Here is an 18,944-nt window from a genome sequence, read left to right as displayed (position 1 = left end):
TCAGATCGGGTAATGCGGTTGGCCGTCTTGGATCGTGATCCAGCGCAGCGTGGTGAATTCTTCGATCGCGGCAACCCCGCCAAAGCGGCCGTAACCGGAATCTTTTACCCCGCCAAAGGGCATCTGTGCCTCGTCATGCACGGTCGGCCCGTTGATGTGGCAAATGCCGCTTTCGATCCGCCTGGCCACATTCATCGCGCGCACGGTATCGCGGCCAAAGATGCTTGCCGACAGGCCGTATTCGGTGTCGTTGGCCACGCGCACGGCCTCGTCAATGCTGCTGACCCGGACGACGGACGCGGTGGGGCCAAAGCTTTCTTCGGTGTAAATCCGCATCGATGGCGTGACACCGTCGATCAACGTTGCCTCCATCAGCACGCCCTCGGCATGGCCGCCAGCGACGATTTTCGCGCCTTTTTCTTCGGCGTCCCGTACCAATGACATCACCCGGTTCACGGCACCAATATCGACCACACAGCCCAATGCGGTATTGCCTTCACGCGGGTCGCCGACGGTCAAGCTGCGCACCTTCGCGGCGAGCTTCTCAACAAAGGCGTCGGCGATGGCTTCGTGCACCACCAGCCGTTCAGTGGACATGCAAATCTGCCCTTGGTTCATATAGGCACCAAAGGCGGCGGCGGCGACGGCGGCATCCAGATCGGCGTCATCCAAGACGATCATCGGGGCCTTGCCGCCCAGCTCTAGCAGGGCGGGTTTCAGGTTCTCGGCGGCGAGCTTGGCAATGATCCGGCCAACGCGGGTGGAGCCGGTGAAATTCACGCGGCGCACGGCGGAATGGGCGATCAACGCTTCGACAATCTGGCTGGCATCTTCTGGCGCGTTGGACAACACATTCAGCACACCCTTGGGAAAGCCTGCTTCCTGTATCGCCTCGACGATCAGCGCATGGGTGCGCGGCGACAGTTCGGACGATTTCATCACGACGGTATTGCCACAGGCCAGCGGCATCGCGATGGACCGTACGCCAAGGATCACAGGCGCATTCCATGGTGCCATCGACAGAACCACACCGGCGGGCTGGCGGATTGCCATGGCCAGCGAACCGGGTCGGTTCGACGGGATGACCTCGCCTTTGATCATGGTGGTCATCGACGCGGCCTCGCGCAGCATGCCTGCCGACAGCATCACGTTGAAACCGGCCCAAGCCGCTGTGGCACCCAATTCGTCCGCCATCGCCTTGGCAATGTCGCCCCCCCGCGCTTCGAGGTTATCTGCGGCGGCCAGCAGCAGGCGACGCCGCTCTGCGGGGCCGGTGTTGGACCATTCGGGAAAGGCACGTGCGGCGGCATCGGCGGCGCGGTTGGCATCCTCGACGGTGGCGGCTGCGGCCTCGGTTGCCACCTCGCCGGTTAAGGGGTTGTTACGGGTAAAGGTGCGGCCACCTGTGGCTTTTACTTTTTCACCCTCGATCAAAAGGTCCAAAACGCTCATGTTGTTCTCCATTATATATCGCCGCCCAAAAAGGCGTGTCTGACAGCCGCGTCGTTCATTAGTTCATCCGAAGTGCCAGAGCCGGTGATGCGCCCCGCCTCTAGCAGATAGCCGCGATCCGCGTGACGCAGGCTGATTTTCACATTTTGCTCGACGATCAAAAGACCGACGCCGGTTTCGCGCACCCGTGCGAGGGCCTTGAACATATCCCCCACAATGATCGGGGCGAGGCCGAGGCTCGGTTCGTCCAGCAATAGAAAGTCCGGTTTCGACATCATCGCGCGGCCGATGGCAACCATCTGCTGTTCGCCACCCGACATGGTGTGAACGAATTGCCCGCGCCGTTCTTTCAACCGTGGAAAGATGTCAAAGACCTGCGCAATCGTGTCTTCCTCAAAGGCGCGTGCACGGGGCGGCGTCGCGCCAAGGCGCAGGTTTTCTTCGACCGTCATACGGCCCACCACGCCGCGCCCTTCGGGGACCAGCGCGATGCCTTTGTTCGTCACCTGATGGGCGGGCACACCGGTCAGCGTCTCGCCGTCAAGCGTGACTGATCCAGACGCGACGGGCACCATGCCTGCCACCGCTTTCAGCATTGTCGATTTACCGGCACCATTGGCCCCAAGCACAACGACGACCTCGCCTTTGGAGACGGAAAAGCTGACGTTATCGACGGCCAGATGTTTGCCGTAGCGGACGGTCATATTCTTAAGCTCAAGCATGGTCGTCCCCCAGATAGGCTTTGATCACGGCGGGGTCTTGCAGCACTTGCGCACTTGGCCCTTCGGCAATCACCTCGCCCGCGCTCATCACGATGCAGCGCGAACAAAGCGCGCGCACCGCTTCCATAATATGTTCAACCAGCAAGATGGTCATGCCTTGGCCTTGCAAATGCTGCACCAGATCGATGCCGATGCGCAGCTCGGACGGGTTTAACCCCGCAAGCCATTCATCGAGCAACAGCAGATCAGGTTCAGAGGCGAGCGCGCGCGCCATCTCCATCCGTTTTTGGTCAATGTAGGTTAGGTTGCTGACCTTTTCGTCGCCACGTCCGGCCAGCCCGACAAAGGCCAGCTTTTCTTCGACAAGGTCGCGCGCCTCGCGGCCCCAGTGACGCTTTTTGCCATAAGCCAGCGACAGCAGCACATTTTCAGCCACGTTCAGGGTGGGCAGGGGACGCACAAGCTGGAATGTCCGCGCGACGCCTTGTTTGGCCACCTTATGTGGTTTCATCTTGGTGATGTCGGTGCCGTTTATGCGCACGGTTCCACCGTCGCAGGGCAACGCGCCCGAGATCATGTTCATCACCGTGGTCTTGCCGGACCCGTTCGGCCCCAAAAGGCCAACCACCTCGCCGGGGCTTAGATCAAATGACACGTTATTGACCGCAACCAGCCCGCCAAAGCGTTTGTGCAGGTTCTTGATTTCAAGCTGCGCGCTCATGTCCGGTTTCCTTTCCGCAAATCATCGATTTTGGCCAAAACGCCGTTCGGCATGACAAAAACGATGAGAATGAACAACAGCCCAAGGATGATCGAGAAGTGATCGGGAAAGCGGCCAGAAAGCCATTCAAAGAGCAGAAACAAAGGCACAGCGCCCACCAGTGGCCCCCAAAGCCGCATCGCGCCCCCTAACAATGCCATGATCAGCGTCATGAAGCTGACCGTTGGGTTAAAGACAATTGACGGCTCGATATAGGTCCAGCGGGGTGCCTGAATGGCACCAACAAGGGTGATGATGGTTGAGGAGATCACGAAGAGGAACAGCTTGATCCGCGTGACGTCGACACCCGCATGGGCGGCCACAGTTTCGTCATCGCCAAGCGCCTTGAGCGCTAGCCCGATGCGCGAACGTCCGATGCCCCACGAGATCAGGAACGTCACCGCCGCCAAGGCAAGCAGCTGCCAATAGATATGGCGGCCCTCGAACGGCAAGAACACGTAACGGCCCATAGTGTAGGTGATGTTGACCTCCCACCAGCTGACGGTTTGGCGCACCAGTTCGGCAAGGCCAAAGGTGAAGATCACGAAATAGACGCCCGCAAGGCGCAAGGTCGACAGACCCACGACCAAGGCCATGATCATGCCGATGCCTGCCGCGCATACCAGCACCAGCGGGTAGGGCATGACCTCGTTCAGGACGGCAACCGTATAGGCACCGACCCCGAAAAAGGCGACCGTGGCCAGCGACACATAGCGCGTAGGGCCCGAGAACAGCGCCCAAGCGGTGGCCAGCGTCACGTAGCCGGTCATGCCAAGCAACACGCCCGTCCAGTAGTCAGGCAGGAAAAACGGCGCTGAGGCAAGCACGGCAAGCACAGCAGCCGCCAAGATAAATGCAGAAGAAGTTTTCATCTTTATGCCTTTCCAAACAGGCCATTGGGCCGCACCAAAAGGAGCAAAAGAAACACGGTATAGACCGCTGCCAAGGTCAGACCGGGATCGACATAGGCGGCGACAAAGGTCTCAACCAGACCCAAGAGCAGCCCTGCAGCGATTGCGCCGGGAATGCTGCCCTTGCCGCCCAGAATGACGACGATCAGTGCTTTCATGGTGAAAACCACACCTGCCGTTGCGGTGAAGGTCTGGAACATTGATACGACAACGCCCCCCGTGGCCGCCATCGTGCCGCCGATTGCAAAGGCGGTGCGTGCGGCGCGGTCGGTGTCGATGCCAAACAGTGGTGCGCTTTTGGGGGCCAGTGCCACGGCGCGCAGGATCATGCCCCAGCGGGTGCGGTACAAGACCACGACCAGCGCGGCACCGATCAAAAGGCTTAGGACGAGGGCTAGCAATCTGTTGCCTGCCACCACCGTGCCCAGCACGTTAACCGGTGTGTTCAGAAAGCTGTAGCTGAAGTAGCCGCCTCCAAAGATCATCAAAAGAATACCTTGGATCACGAACAACAGACCAAAGGTCAAAAGGATGCTGTCCACCTCGAGGGCCCCTTCGTCAGGGGCGCGGGCGACCAGCGGTTTCATCATCACGCGGTAGATGCCAAGGCTCAGCGCATAGCTGGCTGGCAAGACGATCAAGAGCGCCGCGATGGGGTTGATCCCGAAGGTCGAGAATAGAACGTAGGTAGCGAAACAGGCAGCAATGATCGTATCCCCGAAGCTGAGGTTCATGATCCTTGCGATCCCGTACTGCATGGTCAGCCCCATCGCGACAAGCGCATAGGTGCCACCGAGCACGAGCCCGTTGATGACGTGTTCAAGCATGAGTTGTCCAGTTTTGTTTGAAAGCCAGGCGGCGAGACATCCCGCCGCCTTCAGCTTAGTTTTTGTCAGCTAAGACCGGGGTTTATTCCCAGTCGGGCTTGGGCAGTTTGACCGCAGCCGTGCCGTTGCCGCCGTCTTTGGACACTGCAACGAACTGGCCGTCCTGCCATTGACCAACCCAGTTGATCGCACGCAGTTGGTTGTTCTCAAGGCGCGTTTGCGCACCCAGCACGGTCGAGAAGGTTCCTGTCGAAATCTCTTCGGCCACGGCGGCTTTGTCCAAGCCTACACGTTCAATCGCCTGTTCCAAAATCTGAAGCGATGCGTAGATCAGCACGGAACCCCAGTAATCAGGTGCGCGGCCAACGACTTCTTGGTGTTTGTTGCGATACTCCGCGTTCAGCTTGTTGTTCGGGTCGATACCGCCAAGGCTCATGGTGCCTTCGACAGATCCACCGGCGATCTTTGGATAGATCGGGAAACCTGCGCCCACACCCAGATAGAACACAGGCGGGTTAAAGCTGGCCACTTTGGCCTGCTTTGTCAGGGCAAAGGTGTGCGGCGGATAGGTAAAGGCCACAAAGGTGTCCGCCTCGGAATTGGATGCTTCGCCGACGATTGTGGCGAAATCCGATGTCTGAGGGGGGAAGGTTTTGTCATAAGCGATGTCAAAACCCGCCGCTTCAAAGCTGGGGCGCGCGGCCTTGACCAGATCGATGCCGAAACCATCAGCGACAGAGATCATGGCGATCTTGTCATTGATGCGCCCGGCCTCGCGTTCGGCCACTAGGATGTCGGTAAAGGCCGATACGTAATCGGCGCTGCCGCCCATGAACCAAAAGCTGGTATCCCAACGTTTGACAAAATCAGACGCTTTGTCGGTCACGGCTGCACCGGCAAGATGCGGATAGCCGAATTTGGCCATCAAAGGTGCGACGGCAAGGTTAAAGCCTGTGCCCCAAGGCGGCAGAATGAAATCCACCTTGTCTTGTGTCGCCAAACGCTCAACCGCGCGCACGACTTCTTCGGCGGATGACCGGTCGTCATAGGCGACCACTTCGATCGGCAACTGGCTGCCATCTGGCATTTTAAGACCACCAGCCGCGTTCACTTCTGCGATCCACAGCTCGTAGTTGGGCGTGACCGTCATGTCCGCGCCGCCCGCGTTGGGGCCTGACTTCGAAATGGCGTAACCGATGGTAACCTTGTCGCGGTCTTGCGCGACGGCACTGGTCGCGCCTGCTGTAATGGCAAGTGCCGCAACGGCACATGTGGTAAGGTGGCGGGCCGCGCGAACGGCCCCCTCAAACGAACTCTTCATGGTATTCCTCCCAATATGTCACGGGGTTTTTACAGTCTGATCGACCGTCCTCCCCCCCGATTCCGCGCTTCTCCCACGCGGTGCGTGTGGCAAGGGTAGGCGCAGTGAGGGCCAAGGATAATAGACAATTTGAGGGAACAATGGTACTTTTGACGGGAAAATACCCGCCCGATCTAGGAAGTCATCGATTTTGGAACGTCAAACCATCCAAGCAGAGCGCATCAAAAGCGCCCTGACCAATACGGAATTCGCCACGTCGGGCGGGCGCGCGACCTTTATGTTGCTGGTCTCGGGGCAGGGGGTGTTTGTATCGGATGAGATCGAGCGTGACGTGATCGGCCCCTGCATCATTTGGGCCCCAACGGGGTGGTCCACGCGCATCACGCTGGCGGCAGGCACAAGGGGGTTTCTGATCCGTATTCCCGAACGCATTCTGGGCCGCGCCTTGCCGACCGATTTAATCTCGGCCCATGTGCGTCAAGTGGTCAGCCGCCGTATTTTCCTGTCAGAGCTGCCCAAGCCGATGATGGAATCCCTTGTGGGGCTGTTTAATAAGGTCGAAACCGAAACCCACGATATGGAGCCGGGGGCCGAGACGGTATTACTGCATTGCGTGTCGCTGCTGCTGATCGAAATCTGGCGCGCTGCCGCGCCGCCGCTTCAGGCCACAGCGCCGCCGCCGCACCGCATTTCGGATAACTTCTTCAATCTGGTAGAGCTTCATTTGCAAAACCACTGGACGGTTGGCGAATATGCGTCGCGTATCGGTGTCTCGCGCGACCGGTTGAATGAAGCAGTGCGCCGCGCCATTGGCATCCCCCCGCATCAGCATATTCAACGTAGATTGGTCGAGGAAGCCAAGGCGCTGTTGGTGACGACCAATCTTCAGGTGGCTGAAATCGGCTATAAGCTGGGTTTTGACGACGCCGCCTATTTCACGCGATTTTTCCGCCGTCATGAAAAGCTCGCGCCAAGCCAGTTCAGACGCACCTTTACGCCGATCTGGCGGTCGCGGTCGGAAGAGGTGTCATTTGCGGAATGGCCATGAGACGAAATGGTTGGATTTCAATATCTTTCACAGCGCCGTGACACCCATTTTAGCGTCTAGCTTTGCCACCTCTGAAAGGGGCCGCTGGCCAGCTATGGAAGCGCAATTATGAGAACTTTACCAAAGGCAAATGACACAATTGCGCCATAGTTAAGAATGGGTTAGGCTCCGCCGAACATATATATTTGACTAACAACTTTAAATAGAAATTTTTAACACCTCCAACTTGGCTAATCGCACTGACCTATGTTAACGAAGGTTGGTAGGGCGATTACTTGAAACGGTTTCTACACAAGCGGGTCGCTATCGTCTTGCTTAGGTCAAAGTTTGACCATAACCGCGTGATTTTTATCGCCTGAAAAGTTGAGGTTTAGGCAAAAACGATGATGACATGCTTTGATGGAATACTAATGAACCCGATTTTCTTGGGGGTTCTTGGTGTCGGTGCCGTGGCTGCATTTGTCATGGTGTGGATGTTAAAATTCCAAAGATTTAGCGCAAAGCCTTATTATGCAATGGCTTTTGTCGCTTTGATCTGGACGCTGGTCGTTGTCGGTGCCGAAGCTGCCTCTGACGATTTTGAATGTCAGTTCCAACTGGCCGTATTGGCGTGGTTAGGCAATGCGACCGTTCCGGTTGCCTGGTGTTTCTTTGTTTTTGGCTATGTCGATAACGCGGCTTGGATCAGAAAACCCCAGTATTATTTGGTCCCCCTCGTCGTCACAATCTCTGTCTTTACCTTTGCTGCGACAAACCAGTGGCATCACCTTGTCTATGATGAAGCGACACGGATGTTGCCGGGGCAGGATCACGTTACTTATGTCCACGGGCCGGGTTTTTACGCGATCATTGCGACGATGTATTCCTTCGTGCTTGCAACCCTGTGGTGTCTTTTGCGGGGGTTTTTCCGGTCGGAATACTCCGCTTGGCCGCTGCTGGGCACATTGGTCGCGGTGACGCTGACGCCGCTGGCGACAAATGTGGCTTATATCACGTTGGGCTTCACAATTTTCGGCCTCGATCCCACAGCCTTTATGTTCATCTTTGCCGTCATCGCCTTTAGCTCATTGCTTGTGATGAACAAAACGCTGGATATGGCCACCGTGGGGCCGTCGATCCTGTTTGACACGATGACCGAACCTGTCGTTTTGGTCGATAGAACCTACAACATTGTTCAGATGAACACGGCGGCGAAACGCAGCGGATTGCATGACGGGGCAGGGCAACTGCTGAACGACGTGCTAAAGAACATCGAACGTTCGAATGTCTCGGCAGAAGTCGAAAACCTTCAGATCGGCGAACGCTTCTATGAGCCAAGAATTCAGGAAGTCGCGAGCCCGCTTGATCCCACCAGTGGCATCCTTGGCTGGAGCGTTACTTTCGTCGACATCACCGACCGTATGGCCATCAGCGCGGCGCTAGAGAAGGCCCTGGAAGCGGCGGATGAGGCAAATGAGGGTAAGGACGAGTTTATTTCGGTGGTCAGTCACGAGATGCGAACGCCGCTGACCTCGCTTACCGGGGGCTTGGCGCTGGCGCTAAGCGACCGTTTCGGCGATGTGTCCGCCCCTATGAAATCCCTGCTTGAGATCGCCCACCGCAATGGCGTGCGGCTGTCGCGGTTGGTGGATAATATCCTGCTGGCGCAAAAGATCGACATCGGCGCCTTGCCCTTGGATGAAAAACACGTGGACCTTGCCGATCTGCTGGACGAGAGCCTTGAGGAAAACAAGATGTTCGCATCAACGCGCGGCGTGCGCTTTGTCACCGCGAAGAATGACGATTCAGCCGTCATTGTCGGGGACGCTTTTGCCTTGCGCCAGATCGTCGATAACCTCGTTTCCAACGCCATCAAATTCTCCAAGGAGAATGGCGTGGTTGAAGGCGCGTTGAGGATCGAGAACGGGCGCGCCAGGTTGTCGATCAAGGATTCAGGCCGCGGTATCCCCGACGGCATGGAAAGCCAGGTTTTCGGCCATTTCGAACAGGTCAAAAATGGCGGGCAATCGTCGACGCAAGGGTCGGGGCTTGGTCTGCATATTTCAAAGAAACTTGCGCAGCAGATGTCGGGGGATGTTTTTTATGACAGCGAGGTCGGTGTGGGGTCGACCTTCCATGTTGAATTTCAGCTGGTGGACGAAGCCGATGTCGAACCTGCGCAATTGGCGGGCTGAAACGGCATGGGTGCCCGAAGCACTGTCCTGAAATAGAGGTCCAAAAGCGCCCGTTTTACCGCCAAGCGGACGCCAACCCGTCAGGGCCAGCCAGAAAATCCAGAAAGCTGCGCATTTTGGCCGGCATATAGCTGCGATCGGCATAGATAGCGTGCATTTGCAGCGTGGGCCAGTCGATCTGTGGCAGCACCACCTCTAGTCGTCCGGCCTCAAGGTCCGTGCGGGTCAACCAGTCGGGTAACATGGCAAAGCCCATGCCGGCAGTGGCGCAAAGATGGAGCAGGCTTTCATTGCCGCTGACCATCATGGGTGCCATTTTCACATCCATGCCGTTTTCACCGCCAAAACGCAGACGTCCGTCCGCCGCGACCTGAGAATAGGCCAAAAGGGGTGCGTCCGTCAGGTCCTCCGGTGTTTGCGGGCGGGTGAACTGATCCAGAAAATCGGGCGATGCGACCAGTTTGAATGTAATTCCGGTCAGCTTGCGCGCGATAAGCCCCTCATCCAGTTTAAACGCAACCCGCAGCGCCAAATCGATACCTTCTTCTACCATGTTGGTCTTGCGACCGCTGAGGTCCAAATCAAGGATCACATGGGGGTTCGCCCTATGATAGGCGGCCAGCACCGCTGCAAAGGCGGGGGTACACATCCATATGGGGATCGAAATGCGCAGCCTGCCTTGGGGGGATAGGGTGTCTGTCGTTAGCTGTGCTTCGGCTTCGTCCAACCCTTCTAGCATGGGGCGGACGGTCAACAGGTACTTTGCCCCGGCTTCGGTCAGGCTGACATTGCGGCTGTTGCGGTTCAGCAACCGCGCACCCACCCGCGCCTCGATATGCTGCACATGTTTGCTGGTCATGGCGGGCGATAGCCCCAGCCGGTCGGCCGCGACGGAAAAGCTTTTGTGCTCTGCGACTTCGGCCAGCACGCGCAGGCTCAGAAGGGTGTCCATGATTATCAACCCACAGTTAATGGTTCATCAAATAATACACCAATGATTATCTGAAAGAAAACGTTTAGTTATGCGACCATCAACACATGTACCGCCGCTTGGGCGGCTTTAGGAAAGTAGAAAGATATGGCTTCGATTGATGCAAAGATGACAGCGCCCAGCAAAGGCTGGAACATCGGCCTTTGGGTTGCGCAGGCGGCCCTGGCCGCGATGTTCTTGATGGCCGGGTTTATGAAACTGACCACAGCACCGGCTGAATTGGTTGCAATGGGGATGCTTTGGGCCGAAAACACGCCTGTGGCCCTGATCCGCTTTATCGGTCTGGCCGAAGTATTGGGCGCGATTGGCCTTATCCTGCCAGCCGCCACACGCATTATGCCGCGCCTTACCAAACTGGCGGCGCTTGGCTTGGCCGTGATCATGGTCTTCGCCTTTGGCCTGCACAGCGTCCGCGGCGAATTCGAAGTGTTGCCGATGAACGTGATCCTGTTCGCGCTTGCCGTTCTCGTGATCTGGGGCCGTACCAACAAAGCCCCCATCACACCGCGCGGCTGATTGATCCCGCGCTGCGCCCCGGCATGTTTCGTCGGGGCGCGGCACCACAAAAGCGCCCTTTATCCGAGATTTCCCCAAATGACAGACCTATCCAACAGCCCGACCACGGTGCCTGACCCACAAGCCGACCGCCTGTCGTGGGGGGTTATCGAGCTTCAAGTGACCGATATTGATCGTGCGGCCTGGTTCTGGACAACTGCCTTGGGGTTGATTGAACGCGATCACGCCGCACCCGGCATCGCCTTGGGCACGCGCAAGCAGACGCTGTTCATTCTGCATTCCGGGGCGGAAAAGCCTGTCGCACCTTCCTATACCGGCATGTATCACGTCGCCATTGGCGTCCGCAGCCAGCTTGATTTTTCCCGAATTCTGGCCCGTTTGCTCCACATGAACATACAGGTTGGCCCGACCGATCACTTGATGGCGAAATCGCTATATCTGACCGATCCCGACGGGCTTGAGATTGAAATTACCCTAGAAACGCCCGAGCGGTTTGGCAGTTTTGGGGACATGTCCAAGGGGTTGATCCTATATGATGTGGATGGCCGTCCGCACAGCGGGCGTGGCCCTCTGGATGTGGGGGCCGAACTGGACCCTGCAAAGAGCGCTGATCTGATGGCCCCATTGCCGGATGACACATATATTGCGCATTTGCATTTCAAGGTGCCCAGCATCGAGCCCGCGTTGAAGTGGTTCGAAACCCTCGGGTTCGAGCGGCACCTGACGCTGGAGGGCTGGGGCTTTGCCGATATGGGCGCGGGCAAGCCAAACTCGCACCGCTTGGCCATGAACATCTGGGCCGGTCCGTACCGCCCCGCAGCGCCCAAGAACATGGCGCGATTGGTCCACTACGAGCTGATCGCGCACGATCCGGGCCTTCTGGCTCGCGTCCAGAAAAATGGCGCTGACGCGTTGGAGGGGCAAGATCCGACCGGCGTGTACTATACTCTCCGCGCGGCGTAGGGCTGAAAAGAAACGGTTTTTATCCCCCGTTGGCATCGCGACGGCCTGCTTGGTTTATTTGGGGGGATAGGCTACTTTATAACTATACCTAGTTATAATACTGGCTCGGTAAATGGGTCGAAATTGTTGGATTACCAATTACAAGCATCTCTTAAAGGACCGATGGAAGAAGCTAAGCCGCTTATAACGAAGTTAGCTTCAACAGGTGACCCACTATATGGGGTCGCTCTAACATATAGAGGTGGTCGCGGAATTTCGGACCAGTTGTGTATGAGCTTGTTGTATTCTCCATGCATCGAATAAGAAATATGGACCGGTCGCGCTTTTGTGCCGCCCCAAGTGCTCGTTTAAGCCACCTTTCGTTCGAAGGCGACGGGGCTTTTCCAGCCGAGTGCTGAGTGCCTTCTGCGTGGATTGTAGAAGCCGTTTATGTATTCGAAGATTGCCATCTCAGCCTTCCTGCGGGTTTCCCTCGTATCGCGCCAGATCAGTTTCGCCTTAATGCTTTTGACGAACGTCTCAACCGTCGCACTATCGTAGCAATTACCTTTGGCTGACATCAATACCTTGAACCCGTGCTGGCGCAGGAGCTTCTGGTAGTCGTGTGAACAATATTGCGACCCACGATCCGTATGATGAATGCTGCCTTTGGGTGGTTGCCGGAACGTGATGGCCATCGTCAATGCCCGGATCGCGAGGTCCCGCTTCATGCGGTTACTCACTGCCCAGCCGATGACGCGCCTAGAATGCAGATCCAAGATCACGGCCAGATACAACCAGCCCTCGCGCGTACAGACATAGCTGATATCACCCGCCCATTTCAGGTTTGGCCCGTCTGCTGTGAAGTTCCGATCCAACAGATTGGGCGCGATGTTGAACTTGTGATAGCTATCGGTTGTGACCTTGTGTTTGCGGGTTCTACTGACTGATATGCCGTTCTGGCGCATCAACCGGTCGACACGGCGGTGACCGATATCCAGGCCGATCTCTTTCAACTCCTCAGTTATACGCGGCCTGCCATAACTGCCAAGGCTAAGACGAGATTGCTCTTTGATGTGTGCCAACGTGACCAAATCAGATCGCTGCCTACGGCTGGCAGGACGGCTGCGGAACGCCCGCAATCCGCGTGAGTTAACGTCCATCACCTTGCAAAGACGAGCCGTATCGAACGCCCCCACATGTTCTACAATGAACCTAAACCTCATGGCTTTTGCCCCGCGAAGAACTGCGTTGCTTTTTTCAAGATCTCCCTCTCCTCCTTGATAATACGCCCTCTCACACATGCAAGCATGTGCTGTCAGGTAATAGTATCTCGCGTCGAAGCCGGTCATTCTCTTGGGCGAGGCTCAAATCCTCTTTCGAAACCACATCCGTATCTCGGTGTGCTGTGATCCATTTGTTCAGCGTCGACATGCCAACACCCAGATCATCAGCCACCTGCTTACGCGTAAGCCCACTGGTCAGCGCGATGCGCACCGTATCTTTGCGAAATTCGTCCGTCCGTTTCAGTCCCATAGTTCATCTCCTTTGTTGCAGTAAATGCTATCAAAGGAGCGGCATCAAACCGCGACAGGTCCACCTGGGTCCTATGCGAAATGCGTCCAAACCTGTCGTTTGGTGAAACTGACACATCTGTAAGTCAGTCCGAGCGATGTAAATCTACCCGCCACAGATTCTGCGAACGCAGCGAATAGCTAGTTTGACGGGCCGCACTGCGGCATGGTCGAGGGTAGGTCAATGTCGGCAATGGGCCGTTCGAGTTGATCGACACCACCGGCGGAAAACGGTTTTTCGCCAAGCTGTGTTTGGAGGTCTGCTTTGCGGGCTTAGCTGCCGCTGGTGAGTCGATGTGGAATGTCTGCTGTTATGAGTCTGAGTGTCGTAAGGTTAATCCGATGGGGGGTGGCTCCATTTCGTTGAGCGCGCCCAGTCTACGGCTCCAGCCATGAGGAGGTCGAATACCGGATCCTTGACATCGTAGTAGGCATCCGCGTTGTTTGGAAAGTGTCGCGCGAGCTGTTGCTTTATTTCGCCATATGCCGCAGCCGCAGATGGGTGCTCGCGCAGGTAATCACGGCAAAGCAGCGGGTAGCGTTGGTTAAAGCGACCCTTCTCACGGACATGTACATTCGCGAAAAAAGGTTCCTCACAACGGTAGAACTGTTTGGCCAGATCCTCAGGCGACAGCGCTTTGCCAGGTGGGCAATGATCACTTGTGGGTCTTCCGAGGCTAAATCCCGCAGCAGCCATCGAATCTATTGTTACATCCTTTAATGACAGCACGCTCACCTGCACATCGATCACGTTTTTTGCGACGAGATCAGGAACTGCTGTTGACCCAATATGGTGAATTTCGCTGTCGTCAGGCAGAGCGCTCTTTAGCAATGACTTGATTACCAAGAACCTATTGGGCCAATCAGGATTAGAAGGAAGAATTTTGATGGTCATCGGCCTTGCGCTCGCTTTGGTGAGTTCATTAAAGCGGACCTTAGTACACGTCGCAGCATCTGGTAAACTGGGCTCAAAGCCGACTTTCGCCGTATTTTATTGTTGAGAGTAACAGACATTGAAGTCGCTATACTTGGCTATTCGTACCTTCTGGCAGGTGCAAAACAGCAGCAAAACCGCGAGGACTATTTTTCTGGGGCACATAGATTTCAAGTCTACAGCCGGACTGGTTACATAGATCCTGAACAATCGACAGACCAAGTCCGTATCCGTTTGACAGCATGTCGCGCCGGATGAACCGCTGTTTGATGCGGTCGAGGTCTGCGGGAGATATCGGGTCGCAATCGTTGGAGACCGCAACATGCCCTGGTTGGCTGGCGTCCACAATTGTTGGCGAAGGGCCGGAGGCATGCTTCAGGGCGTTGTCGAATATGTTGTTCAAGATGATACCAAGCGCATCTGGATCAACGCGGGTTAAAAAGCGTCTTTCGGGGAACTTCAATTGGAGCTTGTCTGGATTGGGGCTTCGGGTGCGCATTTCAGACATAAGGAGTGTGATCACAGGATTTACGTCTGTCGTTACCGCATTTAGACCCAGCCCTGATTGCGCCCTCGACAGTTGCAGAAGGCGTTCGATAAGGCGCTCCAGCCGCTTCAGACCGGTTTGAATTTCGACAATGTTTTCGATTTGAGCGGGCTCATCGAGCTTTGCCCGAAGTCGTTGCGCCTGTGCCTGACAAATGGCAACGGGGGTTCGCAATTCGTGTGCGGCATTTGTGGCAAAGGCACGTTCTGCATTCATCGCGCGGTCAAGTCGCGCCATCAGCGCGTCGAGTGTGTCAATCGCGGGGGTGATCTCGGAAAATACATTCTCGCGATCAATCGGGGACAGGTTGTGTTCGTTCTTTTCAGCTATGTTACGGCTGAGTTCGGCAATCATGGCGACCGATCGTCGAACCGCCCAGAAGGAAGACAGACCAAAAAGCATTCCCAGCAGTGCAAAACCGGCAACGACGCCGATCACCACATCGGTTATCGCTTCGTTGCGTTCGACCATCGGCTCGGCCACCACGACGCTGCCCGTCCCAGGTTGATCTGAGCGTAGCATGATGAAGCGATGCCCGCGCGTGGTGCTAAGTCCTGGAACCAGTGACGCGGGAAGCGCGAAAGCACCGACGGTCTTTGACTGCGCATAGACCTCGCCATCCCTATCGAGATACCACATCAACGCACGCTCATCCGGCTTTCGCAGTTGGCTTTCAAAATTTAGTAAGCTGCCCACGTCGAAATCAGTGGAGTTTTGGGTGGTTTCGATAAATTCCAACAACAGGTGCGCCTTGCCGATCAGGCTGGCATCGAGCAGTTCGTCATACTCATCTTTGAAAACATGGTGGACGATCAAAACGCTGATCACCATCACGGCCAGTCCGGGCAAAAGCAATGAACCAAGCAGCGACTGAAACAAACTTTTACGGCGGAGTGTCATGAGGTCAAAGCGTATCCCATGCCGCGGTGCGTGACGATCAGGTCTTTACCCAATTTAGTGCGCAGACGGCTGATGTGTGCTTCCAGCGCATTGCTTTCAACTTCTTCACCATAGGCATAGATGGCCGCTTCAAGGCTCTCCTTCGGGACAATCTGAGACTTGCGGCGCAGAAGCGTCTCAAACACGCCCCATTCTTTGGCAGTCAGTCGCACGGGCGCCGCAGCGCGCATGATGGTGTGATCGGACAGATTGACCACCAAATCGCGTAGGTGAACGGTTTGCGCAATCTGGTTGGCGCTGCGTCGACACACGGTATGGATACGTGCCTTAACCTCGTCCAAATCGAAGGGCTTGATCACATAGTCATCGGCACCCCGGTTCAATCCGTCAATCCGGTCCGAGACTTTGTCGCGAGCCGTCAAAATGAGGATCGGCGTGCGTAGTGCCTTCGCCCGTAGTTTGCTGAGAAATACCAACCCGTCGCCATCAGGCAGGTGCAGGTCCAGAAGCACCACATCATACTCCAGCGTACGCAGCGCGGCGTCTGCCTCGTCCAGCGTACAGAACCATTCGACGATGTTCTGATCAGCTTCCAGATGCTCTTTCAGCGGACGCGCCAGAGCTTTTTCGTCCTCAATCAGCAATATGCGCATTGTGCTTCTATCCAATTACTTGACGAGCTTTGGCCAGTTCGGCCCCCGCTGACATCATCACGCTTTTTTGCATAAAGCATTCTATTTTTGTTGATCTGTTCATCGGACTTCTTTCACCCCATGCCGTAAAAGCGCAAGATCACCGCGCCTAGGAAAACGCCATTGGCGAAGAGCAAACACATCGTCGCAAGTGACCCCAGATCCTTCGCGTCACGGGCGAAAACCTCCCATTTTGGTGCCAAGTGGTCAACGATGCATTCGATCGCCGTATTCAGAGCCTCGACCGCAACGAGGCCCGAAAAAAGGATCAACAGGACAAGGAAATCTGCGACACCCGCATCCATGACGTAGAGGAGCAAACCACAGAGCGGCAGAGCCACGACGATATGCCTGAACGCAGTTTCCATCCAAAGCCGTCGGATGCCTCCGATCGAATAGCCGGCAGCGGCAAACAAATGTGCTGCCCCCGTGACCCGTGCAGGTTTCTCACGTGGGTTTGTTATGTCGGGCTTCATATCTTGGCCACCTGAATGTTTGTTTTGCAGGGTGTAAAGATATCCAGATTGGGATTGCGCTCTGCTGTGTGGATATCAAGCAATCCAAGCAAGGAGTGGAACAGATTGTCATGCGACAGCGCCTTGTCCTTCTGTTTGGCCACACAGCTTTCATCAATGCTAAAGCGGGATTGGAATGCGTCAGACATCCACAGGATCATCGGCACATGGGTCTGTGTTTCAGGTGCCATGAAATAGGGTGCCCCGTGTAAATAGAGCCCGCGTTCGCCAAGCGATTCACCGTGATCAGACACATATATTAGCGACGTGGCCAATCCCTCATTTGCGGCCAGCATGTTGATGGTGCGGGCGATCATCTGATCCGTATAGGCGATTGTGTTATCGTAGGCGTTGGTGATCTCCATCGGCGTGCATTTCTTGAACTCTGCGGTACGGCATGCGGGTTTGAAGCGTTCAAATTCTGCTGGGTAACGCTGATAATAGGTCGGCCCGTGACTGCCGATCTGGTGCAGAACCAATACCGTGTCCTTGTTGACCGATGCTATGTATTCTTTTAGCGGTTCGAGGAATATGCCATCGATACATTCACCCGTTGCACAGAATTCTGGGTTCTTGAGATTGGTCAATGTGCGTGTGTCGAACCGCGCGGCAATCGTTTTGTCGCCGGTGTTGTTGTCCCACCATTCGACGTGCAGCCCTGCATGTCCCAACACATCCAGCACGTTCTCGGTCGACGTACCCTTTTCAAAGGTATAACTATCTCGGCTGAACTTTGAAAACATGCAGGGCAGCGACACAGCTGTGGCAGTGCCGCACGAATGAGTGTTACTGAAATTGATGATAGGCAGCTTGGATAATTCTGGGTTTGTGTCGACATCATACCCGTTCAGGCTAAAATTCTGGGCCCGCGCGGTTTCACCGGCAACGACAATTGTCAGCATAGGCTTTTGCGGCGCGTCATACGCAGAACCGGCCCTTGCGTCCAAACCTGTGCTGGTAAGGACCAAGTTGGCCGAACGCGACATCATTTTGGCATATCGGATTGCGCCCACCAGCGGCGCGCCGGGCTGGTAACTGCTCATGAAATCCTTCCGTTCGCGTAGGATCGATGAATAGGATTTCAGATCTGCCATCAGCAACCCTGTCGCGAGAGAAAGGCTGAGAACACACGTCAGTATTGGCGTCAAAGCAGCCTTGACCCGTCGCTGCGGCGGAATGCGCACCCACATCACAAAGAGCGAGGGGAAAACACCGAAGACAACAACATGGGTCACGTAGCCAAGCGTTATCAGATGCTTGGATTCAGCTACGGTGGTAACCATGACATTCTGGATCATGTCGCGGTCAACTATGATACCCAGCGTATCGACATAATACGACGTCATGGCGGCCAGTATTAGCATTGAAATTAGAAATGGTTTGACCGTCCACGGAAATGCGAACAGGCTGAAGGCCCCCAGCGTCAGGCAGAACACAGCGCCCATATAACCGACAAGAGAAAGTAAGTGGCCCGAGAAGACGTCGCTGGCGATGTACCAGAACGTGCTATTGTCGACACTGAACACGAACGCGATGGCAAGAACGGTCAGTAAGACCGGTGAGATGCTTATCCGTTCGCGCAGAATGGACGATCGGAATAAATGGGGCTTAACAGAGGGCATAGCAGAGCTTTCGCAGGATTATTTGCGTGCTCATGACCAGCGTAAGCTTACGAGAAGCTTACGAGTTGACTATTTTCTTTTTGGAAGGCGCGTTTCTGATCATCGCCGAGGGTCTCGAACCGAGATAGGATTTTTTCTGCGAGCGCGAGGCCAGACGTTTCTCCCGCAGTTCCGATCAGCTCCTCATCCAACCCCGGCAGTGGGCGATTGCCAAGCCAAACGGACGCCATCGTTCTGTAGCGACGCTCAAAGATAGTTGATGGAAGATCGGCCAAAAGGGTCATGCAACACTCCCGAGTATGAAATTGCATGTGGCCGTATCAACGCGCCGAGCAAGGAACCCGACGGGGCGATCTTCCGGCAGGTATCTGCGACCAGGGGCGATGGGTTCAGCCCAAACGCACTGTCTCACGTCTTCGGCTCTGCGCGCGGGATTGGGCCAACGCCCGGTATGCCGTAGGACACGCCCTCACCATTAAGGATCGCGAAACTGTGT

The 18,944-nt window shown here is 55.9% G+C and carries 17 protein-coding genes and 1 pseudogene; 4 read left to right on the top strand and 14 right to left on the bottom strand.

Annotated elements, in window-relative coordinates; all coding sequences use genetic code 11:
* From AADJ11_RS15590 to AADJ11_RS15565, 6 genes are all read right to left on the bottom strand, one after another.
* A complete protein-coding gene (locus AADJ11_RS15590; RefSeq protein ID WP_341235433.1) occupies positions 1-1,452 on the bottom strand; it encodes an aldehyde dehydrogenase in 1,452 nt (483 codons plus the stop codon).
* Positions 1,453-1,463: 11 nt separating this feature from the next.
* A complete protein-coding gene (locus AADJ11_RS15585) occupies positions 1,464-2,174 on the bottom strand; it encodes an ABC transporter ATP-binding protein (RefSeq protein ID WP_341235432.1) in 711 nt (236 codons plus the stop codon).
* On the bottom strand, positions 2,167-2,895 hold the full coding sequence (locus AADJ11_RS15580; RefSeq protein WP_341235431.1) for an ABC transporter ATP-binding protein: 729 nt from the start codon (positions 2,893-2,895) through the stop codon (positions 2,167-2,169). Before AADJ11_RS15580 ends, AADJ11_RS15585 begins: the two co-directional genes overlap by 8 nt.
* Positions 2,892-3,806 (bottom strand): branched-chain amino acid ABC transporter permease, encoded by a 915-nt coding sequence (locus AADJ11_RS15575; RefSeq protein WP_341235430.1) that lies wholly within the window; start codon positions 3,804-3,806, stop codon positions 2,892-2,894. The genes AADJ11_RS15580 and AADJ11_RS15575 overlap by 4 nt, the downstream gene beginning before the upstream one ends.
* 2 nt (positions 3,807-3,808) lie before the next feature.
* The gene (locus AADJ11_RS15570) at positions 3,809-4,672 is read right to left on the bottom strand and encodes a branched-chain amino acid ABC transporter permease (RefSeq protein WP_341235429.1); all 864 of its coding nucleotides are present in this window, start codon (positions 4,670-4,672) and stop codon (positions 3,809-3,811) included.
* A gap of 82 nt (positions 4,673-4,754) precedes the next feature.
* Positions 4,755-5,993 carry an amino acid ABC transporter substrate-binding protein gene (locus AADJ11_RS15565; protein ID WP_341235428.1) on the bottom strand — a complete coding sequence of 413 codons (1,239 nt, stop codon included), beginning with the start codon at positions 5,991-5,993 and terminating at the stop codon, positions 4,755-4,757.
* Positions 5,994-6,183: 190 nt separating this feature from the next.
* On the opposite strand from AADJ11_RS15565, the gene AADJ11_RS15560 reads away from it, so the two are divergent.
* Together AADJ11_RS15560 and AADJ11_RS15555 are read left to right on the top strand one after the other, a co-directional pair.
* On the top strand, positions 6,184-7,041 hold the full coding sequence (locus tag AADJ11_RS15560) for a helix-turn-helix domain-containing protein (RefSeq protein ID WP_341235427.1): 858 nt from the start codon (positions 6,184-6,186) through the stop codon (positions 7,039-7,041).
* A gap of 410 nt (positions 7,042-7,451) precedes the next feature.
* A complete protein-coding gene (locus AADJ11_RS15555) occupies positions 7,452-9,215 on the top strand; it encodes a histidine kinase N-terminal 7TM domain-containing protein (protein WP_341235426.1) in 1,764 nt (587 codons plus the stop codon).
* Positions 9,216-9,270: 55 nt separating this feature from the next.
* Here the strand turns inward: AADJ11_RS15555 and AADJ11_RS15550 are convergent, their stop codons facing one another.
* Positions 9,271-10,167: a LysR family transcriptional regulator gene (locus tag AADJ11_RS15550; RefSeq protein WP_341235425.1), complete on the bottom strand. Its 897-nt coding sequence runs from the start codon at positions 10,165-10,167 to the stop codon at positions 9,271-9,273.
* Between the two features lie 126 nt (positions 10,168-10,293).
* On the opposite strand from AADJ11_RS15550, the gene AADJ11_RS15545 reads away from it, so the two are divergent.
* Together AADJ11_RS15545 and AADJ11_RS15540 are read left to right on the top strand one after the other, a co-directional pair.
* Entirely contained in the window at positions 10,294-10,722 is a 429-nt protein-coding gene (locus AADJ11_RS15545) for a DoxX family protein (RefSeq protein ID WP_341235424.1), read from the top strand.
* Positions 10,723-10,800: 78 nt separating this feature from the next.
* Positions 10,801-11,685 carry a VOC family protein gene (locus tag AADJ11_RS15540; protein WP_341235423.1) on the top strand — a complete coding sequence of 295 codons (885 nt, stop codon included), beginning with the start codon at positions 10,801-10,803 and terminating at the stop codon, positions 11,683-11,685.
* 347 nt (positions 11,686-12,032) lie between these two features.
* Here AADJ11_RS15540 and AADJ11_RS15535 read toward each other — a convergent pair.
* The 7 genes and pseudogenes from AADJ11_RS15535 to AADJ11_RS15505 form a co-directional block, all read right to left on the bottom strand.
* A pseudogene (locus tag AADJ11_RS15535) lies at positions 12,033-13,200 on the bottom strand (IS3 family transposase).
* Positions 13,201-13,572: 372 nt separating this feature from the next.
* A complete protein-coding gene (locus AADJ11_RS15530; protein WP_341235422.1) occupies positions 13,573-14,133 on the bottom strand; it encodes a GrpB family protein in 561 nt (186 codons plus the stop codon).
* Positions 14,134-14,260: 127 nt separating this feature from the next.
* Positions 14,261-15,619: a HAMP domain-containing sensor histidine kinase gene (locus AADJ11_RS15525; RefSeq protein WP_341235421.1), complete on the bottom strand. Its 1,359-nt coding sequence runs from the start codon at positions 15,617-15,619 to the stop codon at positions 14,261-14,263.
* A complete protein-coding gene (locus AADJ11_RS15520; RefSeq protein WP_341235420.1) occupies positions 15,616-16,272 on the bottom strand; it encodes a response regulator transcription factor in 657 nt (218 codons plus the stop codon). The genes AADJ11_RS15525 and AADJ11_RS15520 overlap by 4 nt, the downstream gene beginning before the upstream one ends.
* A 113-nt stretch (positions 16,273-16,385) precedes the next feature.
* Positions 16,386-16,787, bottom strand: a complete 402-nt coding sequence (locus AADJ11_RS15515; protein ID WP_341235419.1) for a diacylglycerol kinase — start codon at positions 16,785-16,787, stop codon at positions 16,386-16,388.
* Positions 16,784-18,448: a phosphoethanolamine--lipid A transferase gene (locus AADJ11_RS15510; protein WP_341235418.1), complete on the bottom strand. Its 1,665-nt coding sequence runs from the start codon at positions 18,446-18,448 to the stop codon at positions 16,784-16,786. Before AADJ11_RS15510 ends, AADJ11_RS15515 begins: the two co-directional genes overlap by 4 nt.
* Before the next feature lie 47 nt (positions 18,449-18,495).
* Positions 18,496-18,732: a hypothetical protein gene (locus tag AADJ11_RS15505; RefSeq protein ID WP_341235417.1), complete on the bottom strand. Its 237-nt coding sequence runs from the start codon at positions 18,730-18,732 to the stop codon at positions 18,496-18,498.
* Between the last annotated feature and the right edge of the window lie 212 nt (positions 18,733-18,944).

Source organism: uncultured Sulfitobacter sp. (assembly GCF_964021855.1).
Lineage (GTDB): Bacteria > Pseudomonadota > Alphaproteobacteria > Rhodobacterales > Rhodobacteraceae > Sulfitobacter.
Note: the sequence above shows the minus strand (reverse complement) of the source record. Positions and strands in the feature narration are given on the sequence as shown.

What these genes read in the sequence shown, in the direction of transcription:
- AADJ11_RS15510 (WP_341235418.1), bottom strand. Translation starts at nt 18,448, where the DNA reads ATGCCCTCTGTTAAGCCCCATTTATTCCGATCGTCCATTCTGCGCGAA.
- AADJ11_RS15540 (WP_341235423.1), top strand. Translation starts at nt 10,801, where the DNA reads ATGACAGACCTATCCAACAGCCCGACCACGGTGCCTGACCCACAAGCC.
- AADJ11_RS15505 (WP_341235417.1), bottom strand. Translation starts at nt 18,732, where the DNA reads ATGACCCTTTTGGCCGATCTTCCATCAACTATCTTTGAGCGTCGCTAC.
- AADJ11_RS15515 (WP_341235419.1), bottom strand. Translation starts at nt 16,787, where the DNA reads ATGAAGCCCGACATAACAAACCCACGTGAGAAACCTGCACGGGTCACG.
- AADJ11_RS15545 (WP_341235424.1), top strand. Translation starts at nt 10,294, where the DNA reads ATGGCTTCGATTGATGCAAAGATGACAGCGCCCAGCAAAGGCTGGAAC.
- AADJ11_RS15590 (WP_341235433.1), bottom strand. Translation starts at nt 1,452, where the DNA reads ATGAGCGTTTTGGACCTTTTGATCGAGGGTGAAAAAGTAAAAGCCACA.
- AADJ11_RS15550 (WP_341235425.1), bottom strand. Translation starts at nt 10,167, where the DNA reads ATGGACACCCTTCTGAGCCTGCGCGTGCTGGCCGAAGTCGCAGAGCAC.
- AADJ11_RS15570 (WP_341235429.1), bottom strand. Translation starts at nt 4,672, where the DNA reads ATGCTTGAACACGTCATCAACGGGCTCGTGCTCGGTGGCACCTATGCG.
- AADJ11_RS15525 (WP_341235421.1), bottom strand. Translation starts at nt 15,619, where the DNA reads ATGACACTCCGCCGTAAAAGTTTGTTTCAGTCGCTGCTTGGTTCATTG.
- AADJ11_RS15575 (WP_341235430.1), bottom strand. Translation starts at nt 3,806, where the DNA reads ATGAAAACTTCTTCTGCATTTATCTTGGCGGCTGCTGTGCTTGCCGTG.
- AADJ11_RS15580 (WP_341235431.1), bottom strand. Translation starts at nt 2,895, where the DNA reads ATGAGCGCGCAGCTTGAAATCAAGAACCTGCACAAACGCTTTGGCGGG.
- AADJ11_RS15565 (WP_341235428.1), bottom strand. Translation starts at nt 5,993, where the DNA reads ATGAAGAGTTCGTTTGAGGGGGCCGTTCGCGCGGCCCGCCACCTTACC.
- AADJ11_RS15555 (WP_341235426.1), top strand. Translation starts at nt 7,452, where the DNA reads ATGAACCCGATTTTCTTGGGGGTTCTTGGTGTCGGTGCCGTGGCTGCA.
- AADJ11_RS15530 (WP_341235422.1), bottom strand. Translation starts at nt 14,133, where the DNA reads ATGACCATCAAAATTCTTCCTTCTAATCCTGATTGGCCCAATAGGTTC.
- AADJ11_RS15585 (WP_341235432.1), bottom strand. Translation starts at nt 2,174, where the DNA reads ATGCTTGAGCTTAAGAATATGACCGTCCGCTACGGCAAACATCTGGCC.
- AADJ11_RS15520 (WP_341235420.1), bottom strand. Translation starts at nt 16,272, where the DNA reads ATGCGCATATTGCTGATTGAGGACGAAAAAGCTCTGGCGCGTCCGCTG.